A 12,056-nucleotide genomic window follows, 5' to 3' on the forward strand; every position below is an offset into this window, starting at 1 on the left:
GGGATGGGTATCGAGCTTCCCACCGCACTGGCCGAGATCGCGGCCGTGACCGGGGTGTCCTGGCCGGAGGCGGACGAGGACGCATTGCGTACGCAGGCGGAAGCCTGGCGCGAGGCCCAGCGGCGGCTGGACGAGCTGGCCCGCGCCGCCGATACGGTCGCGGGTGCGGCGATCGAGCAGCTTTCCGGTGCCGCGGGTGCGGCGGCCAGGGAGCACTGGGCCGGTTTCGTGGCCCCGGACTCCGGGCGGCTGACGGTCACCGCGCTGGGCGCGGGGCAGGCGGCCGACCGCCTGGAACACGCGGCGGAACAGGTCGGCGTGGCCAAGGTGGAGATCGTCCGCCAGCTCATCGCGGCCGCGAAGGACCGCGCCGCGGCGCAGAGCGCTGCCGCGGCGGGACACCCGGCCGCGCTGCTCGGGGTGGACCCGGCCCTGCGCGGTACCGCGGCGAACCTGACCGCGCTGACCGCGGGCCTTGCCGCGACCCTCGGCCCGGCGGGCGGCGCCGAGGTCTCGACCGTCGGCGAGGTGGTCGATCCCAGGCCCGGTGCGGCACCCGGCGGGCAGCGGGTCGAGGACGGGGGCACCGGCCCGATCCGGATCGACCCGCAGGTCGCCGCGCGGCCGGGCCACGGCGGTGTGCTGGATACCCGCGGTTTCCCCGAGGTCCCGACCCCACCGAGCGGGATCGCGCCGGCCCGCACCCCCAGCTTCGGAATCGCCGCGCAACCACCCTCGGGCACCACGGCGGCCGGGTTCACCGCGGCCGGGCCGCCCGCCGCGCCACCGGCCATCCCGCACCAGCCCCCCGCGGTGCCACCACCGGCCCAACCGCCCGCGGGATACGCCCCGCCGTTCGGCGGCGCACCGGCGCACCCGGCGTATCCCGGCCGCCCGCCCGTGCCGTTCGCGCCCGGCGGGCCACCCGCCGAACACCGCCCGCCACCTCCCGCGGGGCACCCGCCCGAGCCCCGCCCGCAACCGCCCGCGGGGCAGCCGCCCGGCGGCCAGGCGCCGCGGCACGGCCTGCGGCCGCAGGCTCCGCTCTCGCTCGGCTCGGCGCGGCAGGAACGGGAGAGCGTGGTCGCGCTGTTCGCGGTGCACATGTTCCCGATCGGGCACCTGCCGATCGCCTCGGACCGGCCCGCGCGGCAACTGCCCGCGCCCCCGGCGGAGGTGGACTACGCGGCGGGGCTGCGTTTCCCGCCACACGACCACCCACACTCGGACCTCATCGACCCCGCCGAGCTGATCCAGTCGTTGCGGGAGGGCAGGCGGCAACCGGCGCCGCCACCGATCGAGGTGCTGCCGGACCCGCCGGAGCGGCTGACCGAGGGGTACGACCCGCTCGGCGGGCTGTCCGAACGGGACTGGAACCACCGCTACCTTGTGCACGCCGACGAGCGGGCGCCGGAGTACGCCTGGCCACCCGGCGAGCTGTACCCGGAAGGTGGCCACACGCACGGCGAGCCCGTGCTGCTCGCCGCGGGCACCCTGCTGGACCGGTTCGGCGACGCGGCGGGCCGGGTGTTCGCCGCGGACGGCACCCCGTTCGCCGCGCGCTCGCTGCCGCCGGCCCGGCTACGCGCCGGGTACCGCCGCTACCGGGTGCTGCGCGAGCTGCCGATGTGGCGGGCGGACTCGGCGAGCTGGTTCGGCCAGGACGGCGGCGGGCCGCGCTACCGGGCGGTCTACTCGGCCGCGGAACTGGTCGTGCTCGGCTACCTCGCCGACGTGACCTTCGAGTCGAGCACCGAGGAGCGGGCATGAACAGCGAGTCGATCCTGCGCTGGCTGGAGGCGGTCGGCGTGCCGCACGAGGTGGTGTCCATCGGTGCCGAGGCGGACAACACCTGGTGCCTGCTGCGCGCCGAGGACCCCGCCGAGGGGGTGGCCTGGGAGGTCTTCTGGCGGGAGCAGGGCAACCGCTACGACTGGGCACGGTTCACCAACGAGCAGGTGGCCTGCCACTACCTGTTCGGCAGGCTGGCCTGGGCCCAGGTCGCCCGCGGCGCGGTCGGCGTCCTGCCCTAGGTGAACGAGGACAGCAGCTCGAGCGCGGGCTCGTGCAGCGGCCCGTTGGTGGACAGCGCGGACCCGCCGCCGATACCGGGGTTGCCGCCGAGGTCGCTGAACCGGCCGCCCGCCTCGGTCACCAGCACCCGCACGGCGGCCACGTCCCACGGGTTCACCACGGCCTCCGCCGCGATGTCGACGGCGCCCTCGGCCACCAGGCAGTGCGACCAGAAGTCGCCGAACGCCCGGTTCTCCCAGCAGGCATCGGCCAGCGCGAGGTAGGACTCCCGCGAGTGGTGCTCCACCCAGGAGCCGAGGTGGGTGGTGGACAGGTAGGCATCGGAAAGCGCGGACACCCCGGAGACCGCCAGCCGGTGCTGCCCGGCCGCGTCGGCGAGCCAGGAACCCGCCCCGGCCGCCGCCCACCAGCGGCGGCCGAGCAGCGGGGCGCTGACGACCCCGACCACCGGCGCGCCGTCCTCCACCAAGGCGATCAGGGTCGCCCAAACGGGTAATCCGCGGAGGAAGTTCTTGGTGCCGTCGATCGGGTCCAGCACCCAGGTGCGGCCGGTGTCCCCGGCCGCCCCGCCCCGCTCCTCACCGGCGACCGCGTCGGCGGGCCGCGCGGTGCCGAGCCGGGCCCGGATAGCGTCCTCAACGGCGGTATCGGCGTCGGTGACCGGGGTGCGGTCCGGCTTGCTCCGCACCGTCAGGTCCCGGGCGCGGAACCGGGCAACGGTGATCTCGTCGGCGGCGTCGGCCAGCTCCCGACCCAGGGTCAGGTCCTCGGTGTAGCGGGACACGATGACGATCGTTTCACGCCTCCCGGTCGTAGAGTTGGCCAGGTGAGCATGGTGTTACTTGCCGAGGACGATCCGTCGATCGCCGAACCGCTCTCCCGGGCACTGCAGCGGGAGGGCTACGAGGTCGAGGTCGTGGTGGAGGGACCAGCCGTGCTGACCATCACCGAGCGGCGGCGGGTGGACCTGCTGGTGCTGGATCTCGGCCTGCCGGGGATGGACGGCCTCGAGGTCTGTCGCAGGCTGCGGGCGGGCGGCACCGAACTGCCGGTGCTGATGTTGACCGCGCGCACCGACGAGGTGGACTTCGTGGTCGGCCTGGACGCGGGCGCCGACGACTACGTGGCCAAACCGTTCCGGCTGGCCGAGCTGCTGGCCCGGATCCGCGCCCTGCTGCGCAGGCGGGTGCCGGACGCGCTGGAGGCAGGCGGGGTGCGGATGGACCTCGGCGCCCGGCTGGTCACCGTGGACGGGCGCGAGGTGCCACTGGCGAACAAGGAGTTCGAGCTGCTGCGGGTGCTGATGAGCCGGGCCGGCCAGGTGGTGAGCAGGGACGAGATCCTCGCCGAGGTGTGGAACGACCTGGAGTCGAAGACCTCGAAGACGCTGGACATGCACATGTCCTGGCTGCGCCGCAAGCTCGCGGTCGCCACCGTCCCGGACCCGACCGGACCGGTGCGGGCGCACGAGGAACAGCGCCGGATCGCCACCGTGCGGGGCGTCGGCTTCCGGTTCAACATCGAGTGATCGCCCGTGCGCCGACGTATCCTGCTGGCCATCCTGCTCGCCGTCGCGGTCACCGGCGCCGCGCTCGGCATCCCGCTCGGCGTGACCGCCTGGGTGCTGGTGGACAACCTCACCAGGGAGGATCTGCTCGCCCGGGCCCAGCAGATCGCGGCCATCGTGGACAGCCAGATCGCCAACCGGCAGCAGGTGGACGTCGGTGACCTGCGGGCGGGCATCCCGGAGAACGGCCTGCTGGTGCTGCGCCAGCCGGGCGTGGTGGAACGGAGACTCGGGGACGACCCCGGGTCGGAGGTGGTGGCCGAGCGGGTACCGATCGCCCAGGGCGGCAGCGTCGAGGTGATCATCCCGGCCGGGCCGTTACAGACCACGCAGACCCAGGTCGTGCTGATCGTGGTGCTGCTGGTGCTGGCGTCGGTCGGCACCGGAACGGTGGTGGCGACGGTCACCGCACGCAGGCTGGCCAAGCCACTGCGGCACGTCGCCGAGCGGGCGGCCCGGCTCGGCGGTGGCGACTTCCGGCCGGACCAGCGGCGCTACGACATCGGCGAGCTGGACATGGTGGCCGAGGCGCTGGACGCATCCAGCTCCGCGCTGGCCCAGCTCGTGCAGCGGGAACGGCAACTGGTCGGGGACGTGTCGCACCAGCTACGCAGCAGGCTCACCGCGTTGCAGCTACGGCTGGACACGCTCGCCACGCACCGGGATCCGGACGTCGCCGAGGACGCGCGGGCCGCGCTGGAGCAGGCCGACCGGCTGGCCGAGGCGCTGGACGAGCTGCTGGCCGCCGCCCGTGCGGCCAGCGAGGTCGGCGCGGAACCGGTGGAGCTGCCTTCGATGTTGCACGAGGTGGCCGAGGAGTGGCGGCCGTTGCTGCGTCCTGCCGGCCGCGCGCTGCGGGTGCGGGTGGCCGACGGGCTGATGGCACGGGCAACCCCCGGCAGGCTGCGCGAGATCGTCGGGGTGCTGCTGGACAACGCGGTGCGGCACGGCGAGGGCACGGTCACCCTGACCGGGCGCCGCGGGGACGCGGAGGGCACCGTGGTGGTCGAGGTGAGCGACACCGGCGCCGGGGTGCCCGACGAGCTCGCCGCGCACATCTTCGAGCGCGGCTTCTCCGGCGGCGGGTCGACCGGGGTGGGGCTCGCGCTGGCCAGGGCGCTCGCCGATGCCGACGGTGGCAGGCTGGAGCTGTCGATCAAGCGGCCGGCCACCTTCACCCTGTTCCTGCGGGTGCCGAGGCCCGTGGACGTCGCCGAGGTGCGCTGGCCGGCCGAGCGGGTCCCCCGCTAGCGCAGCTTGCGGACGTTGCCCGCGCCGCCATCGGGTTCCTCCTCATCGGAGTCCCCGTTGGCCCGGCGGCGCTCGCCCAGCTCGTCCGGGAAGACCCACTTCTTGAACGCCCAGAACTTGAACGCCATCGCCAGCAGCACGCCAAGGATCGCGCCGCTCGCGAAGTCGGCCGCCTCCTGGACCAGCCGGGAGACGTGTGGGACCTCCAGGTCGAGGACGTAGCGGGAGACCAGGAGCGGGATCAGGTTGATCGTCATCGCCACGCCGCTGAACAGGAAGAACAGTGCGGCCTCGTGATGGCGCTCCCGGCCGCCGCGGGTGCGGAAGGACCACTCCCGGTTCAGGATGAAGTTGACGATCGTGGCGACGATGATGGCGATGGCCTTGGCCGTGGTCGGCTTCGGTTCCAGCACGGTGAGCTTGAGCAGGTACCAGACCCCGTTGTCCACGATGAAGGTCGTGCCGCCGACGATGCCGAACTTGAGCATCTCGCGATGCTTGATCAGCACGGAGCGTAGCGGCTCCGGCACCTTGGACAGCACGGACTCGACGACGGCCACGCGCGCAGTGTACGTACGGGTAACCGCTAGGCGGCGCGGTCCCGGGGCGCTCGGTGCAGCGGTGGCCCGCCGGTCTCCCGCGGTCGCGCACCGGCCTGCGGGAACACCCAGCGCTTGAAGGCCCACCAGCGGAAGGCCATGGCGACCATGGTGCCGAGGATGATCGAGCTGACGAAGTCGGCGATCTCCTGGGTGATCAGCCCCACATGGGGTCGTTGGAGCTGCAGGACGTAACGGGAGACCGCGAGCGGCAGCGTGTTCAGCGCCATCGCGATCCCGCTGAACAGGAAGAACAGGGCGGCCTCGTGATGGTTCTCCCGGCCACCGCGGGTGCGGAAGGACCACTCCCGGTTCAGCACGTAGGACACGATGGTGGCCACCAGTACGGCGATGCCGAAGGCGGTGAGTGGGTTACCGGTCAGCACGGTGAACTTGAGCGCGTAGTTCACCGCGATGGTGATCAGGAAGCAGATCCCGCCGACGGTCGCGAACCGCACCAGTTCCCGGTGCCTGACCAGCAGGTCACGCAGTGTTCTGGTGGCGGTCACCCGGGCAGTCTACTGGTCACCACAGCCAGGGAAGCCAGGGAAGCACCGGCTCTCCCGGCTTGCCGGGCTTGCCGGGTGGTCCGGGTGGCCCCGGCCGCTCCGGTGCGCTGGTGCTCGACCCCGACGGTGCTGTCGGGGTCGGTGCCGGGGTGCTCTCCGGTGTCTTGGTGGTGCTCGGCGGCCGGGTCGCGCCGGGTGCGCCGGTAGGCTCGGTCGGTTCCGTTCCCGGTTCGGTCGAGCTCGACGTGCTCGAGGGATCGGAGGTGCCCCGGCTCGGGCCGGTGCTGGGCCCTGGGCCGGTCGTCGGCGCGCCGGCGTTCACCGGCGGGTGACCCGGCCATCGGCAGGGCAGGCCCCAGCAGTCGATCTCCACCGACCTCGATGCGGTCGCCGAGCCCAGCGTGGCCGTCACGGTCACGTTCCGCTGGTGCTCGGTACTCGGCCTGCGGTCCACACCGACCCAGAAGTTCAGGCTGTGCCCCGGCTCGAGTTCGCCGTGGCTGGTGCAGGTCATCCCGCTGCCACCGCGGTCGCAGTCGACCGTCCAGCCACCGAGCAGCAGATGCCCCGGCCGGTCCACCTCGACCGTCACCGGCCTGGCGCTCGGCCCCTCGTTGCGCACCTCGATGGCCAGCACCGGGTGCCGGATCCAGGGGAAGAGCGGGTTCCACATCTGCCGCACCGAGAGGCCGACGGCGTCCTGCGGAACCGCCACCTCGACGCGAACCGAGACCCGCAGCTCGTTGCCTGCGCTCACGGTGCCGGACACCGTTCCCTGCTTGGCACCCTCCGTCGCGACCAGCCGGAACAGCAGCACGACCGACTGGCCGGGTTCGAGCCCCTCCGCCGTGCTGCAGGTGACGATGCTGGTGCCGTCGCTGCCGGGGCAGTGCACGGCGCCGGGGTCGGCGCCGTTCTGCCTCGGGGCCGGCCCGTCCAGCCGTAGCGGCGCACCGCCACCACCGAAGCCGTAGGTCTGGTCCACCGCGTGCACGCCTTCCGGCAGGGACAGGGTGGCGCTGACCGGTTCCGAGGTGCTGCCGCCTTCGTTGCGCACGGTGATCGGCAGCTCGACCGGCGGGCCACCGGGCACCAGTTCGATATCCGTGCCCGAGGGCTGCGCGGTCAGCGAGGGCGGCTCGGGCGCGGGCGACTCCGTGGGCGCCGGCGTCGTCGTGCTCGGCGCCGGTGGCGGCGGTACCGGCGGGGGCGGGGGCTCGGCGGGAGGCGGCGCCGGCTCGTCCTCGGGCGGTGGGTCCTCCTCGGGTACCGGTGGTTGCTGCGGTTCCGGCTGCGGCGGCTGGGGTGGTGGCTGCTGCTCCGGTTCCTCCGGGGCGGGCACCTGCACGGTGGGCTGCTCCGCGGCGGCCGGGATCTCCTGCTCCCCACCACCCGCGGCGAGCCCGAGGGCCACCGCCGCGGCCAGGGCGACCCCGGAGGCCGCGACCCCGAGGAACTGGCGTGGTCCGGCGGCCGCGGCCCCGGCGGCGCCACCGGCCCCACCGGAACCGCCCGCGGCGCCGGCGCCCGCCGCGGCGGCACCCGCCGTGGCCGCGGTGGCGGCCGTGGCCTTGGCCGCGCCGGTGAGACTCAGGTAGGCGAACACCGCGCCGCCCAGCACCAGCGGGGCGACCACGGAGCGCAGCGCGCCGTTCACATCGGCCAGTTCCGCGGCCAGGGCGCGGCACCGGTCGCATTCGTCCAGGTGCGTCTCGACCTGGGCACGTTCCCGTTTCGACAGACCGTCCCTCGTCCAGGCGCCGAGCCGGTCCGCGGTGGCCCGGCAGCGGGCGGCGGTGGTCTCGGCGAGATGGACCTGCAGGTACGCCTGGCGCAGCCCCTCGCGTGCGCGGTAGGCGAGGGCGGACACACCGTTGGCGGTCAGCCCGAGCAGCGGCGCGACCTCGGCCGGGGACTGCTGCTCGATCTCGGTGTGCCAGAGCACGGCCTGCCAGCGTTCCGGCAGCCGGGCGAAGGCCTTGGCGGCCATGGTGCGTTCCAGCCCGGCCAGCGCGGTGTCGGAGAACGGCACCGTCAGCGCCTCGGCGGCGGGACCGCCGACCTCGGCCATGTCCTCGTTCAGGTCGACCCTGCGGTCCTTGCGCGTCTTGTCGTAGGCGGTGTGCCGCAACGCGGTGAGCAGGTAGGCGCGGAAGGCGGTGTCCGGCCCCTTCCCTGCCCGCAGCGTCTCCAGCACCTTGGAGAAGGCGTCGGACACCAGGTCGTCGGCCTCCGCGGAGGACCTGGCGAGCTGGCGGGCGAGGTTGTACGCGGCCGAGACGTGACGTTCGTACAACGTCCCGTACGCCGTCAACTCCCCGCCGCGCACCGAGGCGATCAGCTCGGCGTCGCTATGGCCGCTCAGATCGGCGGGAACGGTGGACACGGACTCCTCCTGCCTGGGGCTCGACGGCTGCAACCGTCACTCAGTACCCCGACTTCGCGCAGCGACCAGTGTGACGGACACTGAGAGCAACGTCACCTCGCGGGCCACCGGATAGCCCGGAGGGCGCAACCGGTTCACCCATCTCTTGGCAATATCCCGTCACGAGTTGCGATCACTGCCGTCCCTCGGTGCGAAGAGTCGGTGAAGGTGACAGCGGGAAAGGGCGGTTGTTCGTGGAGGTTCCGGCTACCGGCGCGCCGCGCGGCGAAGACGGCGAACACGCGGGAGCTGGGCGGGTGGCCCTCGACCGGGCGCGCCAGGACAGTTCACTGCGGGTGCTCCGGGCTCGTTGGCGCACCGCCAGTCTCGCCGCCGGCTGGCGCGCGCCAAGCGACTGGGCGTTGCCCGAGGTCGACGGCGTCTGCGCCGCCGTGCTGTCCGGCGGTGGGCCGGAGGACGCCCTCGCCGGGCTCGGCAGGGCACGGGCCGAGGCCGGTGCCGGGCTGGCCGAGACACTGACCGACCTGGCCGCGCTGCACGCGGTACTCGAGCAACCCGGTTCGGCCGATGGGTTCGTTGCCCCGGACGTGGACGCCACCCCGGCGCGGCTACTCAGAGTTACCGCGGTGGCCTGGGCGGACGTGGTATTCGAACAGCTCACCGTGGCCGAGGTGACCGACGCGCTCACCGGGCTGCCGACCGCGGCCTACCTGCGCACCAGGATGGCCGAGCTGTACCGCCAGGCCGCGCGGGACGGCGGAACCCCGGCCGACGGTTTCGTGCTGCTGGTGGTGTCCATGGACTTCGGGGAGGCGGCGGGCTGGTCCCGGTTGACCGGCATGATCCTGGCCGCGGACGCGCTGCGGCTGTGTTTCGACGGCGGGGAGAGCCTGGCCGCGATCGGGCCGTCGACGGTGGCGGCGTTGGTGCCGAGAGAGGACGGCGTCGCCAGCCGTGCGGTGTCCCTGCGCCGTGAGCTGACCGAGCGGCTGGCCATCGACCGGCAGTTGTCCGAGGTGGGCAGGCCGCGGATCAGCGCGGTACGGTTGCCCACCACCCACGAGGCGGCATGTGACCTGCTCGCACGCTTGTAGCGCCGCGGAGTTGGGGGCAAGTGCCGCCGATGATGTTGTTTCGTGATTTCCTGATGCGGTGAGCAAGCTAACCGCCCGGCCCGCGCAGCCTCGCCTTGCGCTGCGCGCCTCGCTCGGACGGCTCTCCATGCGCCCGCGGTCCATGGTGCTGCTCGTGGCCGTTCCGTTACTTACCGTTGTCGCCGGCGTCGTCGGCTGGCTGCTGGACTGGCGGCTCGGGGTGGACAGCGCGGTGTACCGCGCGGGCGCACTGACCCTGCTGCACGGCGAACCGCTGTACGAGGCCAACACCCTCGGCCCGGAGCCGTGGTGGGCGCTGCTGCCGTTCACCTACCCGCCGACCGCCGCGCTGCTGTTCGTGCCGCTGGCCGTGCTGCCGATCCAGGTGGCCTGGGGCGTGATCGCGGCGGTGTCGATCCTGGCCATGGCGCTGGTGATCAGGGTGGCCATCGGCGCGCTGCCGAGGCCGGCGGGCGACCTGTCGCGGTGGGCCTCGCCCGCCCGCGCGACGCTGATCTTCTCCCTGGTGTTCCTCGGGCTGGAGCCGGTGTGGCGCACGCTGTTCCTCGGGCAGATCAATCTGATCCTGATGGCGCTGGTGATGCTGGACGTGCTGGTGATCAGCGCGCGCGGTTCCCGCTCGGAAGACCACAGCGGCGCGAAGCGGCACCGTTTGGGCGGGGTGCTGGTCGGGGTGGCGACGGCGGTGAAGCTGACCCCGGCCGTGTTCATCGCGCACCTGCTGTTCACCGGCCGGTGGCGGGACGCGCTGCGCGCGGTCGGCACGTTCTGCGGGCTGCAGGCGCTCATGTTCGCGCTGGTTCCCGCTGACGCGGCCCGGTTCTGGACGCACACGCTGTTCGACACCGGCCGGATCGGCCCGATCCACTGGGCGGGCAACCAGTCACTGAACGGGTTGCTGAACCGGATCACCGATCTCGCGCCCTGGGCCTCGACCGTCGCGCTCGGCATCGGGGTGCTGCTGGCCGGCCCCGCGATCTGGCTGATGCTGCGGTTCCACCGGCGCGGCCAGTCGCTGGCGGCCTTGCTGGTGACGGCGTTCTACGTGCTGCTGGCCTCGCCGGTGTCCTGGTCGCACCACTGGGTGTGGGCGGTGCCGCTGATCGTGCTGCTGGTGTCCCGGCTGCCGCAGACCACGCCCGCCACGGCCTGGAAACACTGGCTCGCCGCGGGCGGGGTGATCGCGGTATTCCTCAGCTGCGTGCTGCTGGTACTGCCGAACGGGCGCAATATCGAGCTGCACTGGCAGTTCTGGCAGAACGTGCTCGGCAACGCCTACATCCTGGTGCCGCTGGTGCTGATCGCCGCGCTCGCCGCCCGGCACCTGTTGCGGCGCGCGCGGGCCCGGCGGGGGACGGCCGGACCGCCGGAGATCGAGAACCAGCACGACGAGCATGTCGACGCGACGCCTGCCCGCTGAGTTCCGGCCGGGTGGGCTGTCCCGCGGCAGGCTGTCGGTCGGCCTGCTGGTGGCGGTCGCGCTGGCGGTGGGGGTCCTCGCCTGGCTGACGGGCTGGCGGCTGGGTGCCGACGCCGAGGTGTACCGGGCGGGGGCGCTCACCTTCCTGCACGGCGACCCGCTGTACATCGCCGAGCGGCTGGCCACCCTGCCGTCCTGGGTCTCGCTGCCGTTCACCTACCCGCCGGCCGCGGCCCTGCTGTTCGTCCCGCTCGCCGCGCTGCCGCCGGGCCTGTGCTGGGGCCTGGTCACCGCGTCCTCGGTACTCGCGCTGACCCTGGTCGTCCGGAGCTGCCTGCGTACCGGTGCCCGGCGGCTACCGGGCGCCTTCGCGGTGGCCGGGCTGAGCCTGCTCGCGCTCGCGCTGGAGCCGGTGTGGAAGACGCTGTTCCTCGGTCAGGTCAACCTGCTGCTGATGGCGCTGGTGGTGCTGGATGTGCTGGTGCTCTGCGCCCGGGGCTCCAGGTGGTCCGGGGTGCTGGTCGGGGTGGCCGCCGCGGTGAAGCTGACCCCGTTGATCTTCCTGCCGCACCTGCTGTTCACCGGCAGGTGGCGGGCGGCGCTGCGCGGCCTCGGCACCTTCGCGGGCCTGCAGGGCCTGATGTTCCTCCTCATGCCGGCCGACGCCGGCCGGTACTGGGCCGAGGCGGCCAGCGACCCCGAGCGGGTGGGCGCGGTGCACTGGATCTTCAACCAGTCGCTGAACGGCATGGTCAGCCGGGCCACCGGGTTGGCGCCGTGGTCGCTCGGCGCCGCGGTCGGGATCGCGGCCCTGCTCGCGGTGCCGGCGATCTGGCTGGTGGTGCGGCTGCACCGGCGCGGGGAGACGGCGGCGGCGCTGCTGGTAACGGCGTTCTACGCGCTGCTGGCCTCGCCGGTGTCCTGGTCGCACCACTGGGTGTGGGCGGTACCACTGATCGTGCTGCTGCTGACCCGCGGCCGGACCTGGTGGGCGCTGGCCGTCACCGCCTTCTTCGCCAGCGCGGTGATCATGTTCGTGCCGAACGGTGGCAGGGCCGAGTTCGGCTGGGGTCCGGTGGCGTTCGTGCTCGGCAACGCCTACGTGCTGGCAGTGGTGCTCGGCATACTCGGCCTGGCCGCCCGCGAGTGGCACCGCGACCGCGCTCTACTCTGAA

11 protein-coding genes are annotated in these 12,056 nt (G+C 73.4%); 7 read left to right on the plus strand and 4 right to left on the minus strand.

Annotation, left to right across the window (positions count from 1 at the left end):
- Positions 1-3: 3 nt before the first annotated feature.
- On the plus strand, positions 4-1,770 hold the full coding sequence (locus tag FB471_RS22640; protein ID WP_142000409.1) for a TNT domain-containing protein: 1,767 nt from the start codon (positions 4-6) through the stop codon (positions 1,768-1,770).
- On the plus strand, positions 1,767-2,033 hold the full coding sequence (locus tag FB471_RS22645; RefSeq protein WP_142000410.1) for a hypothetical protein: 267 nt from the start codon (positions 1,767-1,769) through the stop codon (positions 2,031-2,033). The genes FB471_RS22640 and FB471_RS22645 overlap by 4 nt, the downstream gene beginning before the upstream one ends.
- On the opposite strand, the gene hisN is transcribed toward FB471_RS22645, so the two are convergent.
- Entirely contained in the window at positions 2,030-2,818 is a 789-nt protein-coding gene (hisN, locus tag FB471_RS22650) for a histidinol-phosphatase (protein ID WP_142000411.1), read from the minus strand. The genes FB471_RS22645 and hisN overlap by 4 nt on opposite strands.
- 48 nt (positions 2,819-2,866) lie before the next feature.
- Here hisN and FB471_RS22655 point away from each other — a divergent pair, with 48 nt between their 5' ends.
- Together FB471_RS22655 and FB471_RS22660 are read left to right on the plus strand one after the other, a co-directional pair.
- Positions 2,867-3,562, plus strand: a complete 696-nt coding sequence (locus tag FB471_RS22655; protein ID WP_142002301.1) for a response regulator transcription factor — start codon at positions 2,867-2,869, stop codon at positions 3,560-3,562.
- Between the two features lie 6 nt (positions 3,563-3,568).
- Positions 3,569-4,852: an ATP-binding protein gene (locus FB471_RS22660; protein WP_142000412.1), complete on the plus strand. Its 1,284-nt coding sequence runs from the start codon at positions 3,569-3,571 to the stop codon at positions 4,850-4,852.
- On the opposite strand, the gene FB471_RS22665 is transcribed toward FB471_RS22660, so the two are convergent.
- The 3 genes from FB471_RS22665 to FB471_RS22675 are packed head-to-tail and all read right to left on the minus strand — an operon-like array spanning position 4,849 to position 8,346.
- Positions 4,849-5,412 (minus strand): GtrA family protein, encoded by a 564-nt coding sequence (locus FB471_RS22665; protein ID WP_142000413.1) that lies wholly within the window; start codon positions 5,410-5,412, stop codon positions 4,849-4,851. The two genes, FB471_RS22660 and FB471_RS22665, sit on opposite strands and share 4 nt — an antisense overlap.
- A 26-nt stretch (positions 5,413-5,438) precedes the next feature.
- Positions 5,439-5,942, minus strand: a complete 504-nt coding sequence (locus FB471_RS22670) for a GtrA family protein (protein ID WP_142002303.1) — start codon at positions 5,940-5,942, stop codon at positions 5,439-5,441.
- Positions 5,943-5,976: 34 nt separating this feature from the next.
- Complete coding sequence (locus FB471_RS22675) at positions 5,977-8,346, minus strand: sigma-70 family RNA polymerase sigma factor (protein ID WP_142000414.1); 2,370 nt, start codon at positions 8,344-8,346, stop codon at positions 5,977-5,979.
- Between the two features lie 233 nt (positions 8,347-8,579).
- Here FB471_RS22675 and FB471_RS22680 point away from each other — a divergent pair, with 233 nt between their 5' ends.
- The 3 genes from FB471_RS22680 to FB471_RS22690 all read left to right on the plus strand — a co-directional run bounded on the left by FB471_RS22680 (position 8,580) and on the right by FB471_RS22690 (position 12,055).
- Positions 8,580-9,440 (plus strand): GGDEF domain-containing protein, encoded by an 861-nt coding sequence (locus FB471_RS22680; RefSeq protein ID WP_211358101.1) that lies wholly within the window; start codon positions 8,580-8,582, stop codon positions 9,438-9,440.
- 127 nt (positions 9,441-9,567) lie between these two features.
- Entirely contained in the window at positions 9,568-10,881 is a 1,314-nt protein-coding gene (locus FB471_RS22685; protein WP_142002307.1) for a glycosyltransferase 87 family protein, read from the plus strand.
- Positions 10,856-12,055: a glycosyltransferase 87 family protein gene (locus FB471_RS22690; protein ID WP_142000415.1), complete on the plus strand. Its 1,200-nt coding sequence runs from the start codon at positions 10,856-10,858 to the stop codon at positions 12,053-12,055. The genes FB471_RS22685 and FB471_RS22690 overlap by 26 nt, the downstream gene beginning before the upstream one ends.
- Position 12,056: the final 1 nt, after the last annotated feature.

Origin of the sequence: Amycolatopsis cihanbeyliensis (assembly GCF_006715045.1) — a bacterium.
In the GTDB taxonomy this organism is placed as follows: domain Bacteria; phylum Actinomycetota; class Actinomycetes; order Mycobacteriales; family Pseudonocardiaceae; genus Amycolatopsis; species Amycolatopsis cihanbeyliensis.

Excerpts from the sequence above, each read along its gene's own strand:
- FB471_RS22640 (WP_142000409.1), top strand. The coding sequence starts at position 4 with ATGGGTATCGAGCTTCCCACCGCACTGGCCGAGATCGCGGCCGTGACC.
- FB471_RS22645 (WP_142000410.1), top strand. The coding sequence starts at position 1,767 with ATGAACAGCGAGTCGATCCTGCGCTGGCTGGAGGCGGTCGGCGTGCCG.
- FB471_RS22655 (WP_142002301.1), top strand. The coding sequence starts at position 2,867 with ATGGTGTTACTTGCCGAGGACGATCCGTCGATCGCCGAACCGCTCTCC.
- FB471_RS22685 (WP_142002307.1), top strand. The coding sequence starts at position 9,568 with ATGCGCCCGCGGTCCATGGTGCTGCTCGTGGCCGTTCCGTTACTTACC.
- FB471_RS22690 (WP_142000415.1), top strand. The coding sequence starts at position 10,856 with ATGTCGACGCGACGCCTGCCCGCTGAGTTCCGGCCGGGTGGGCTGTCC.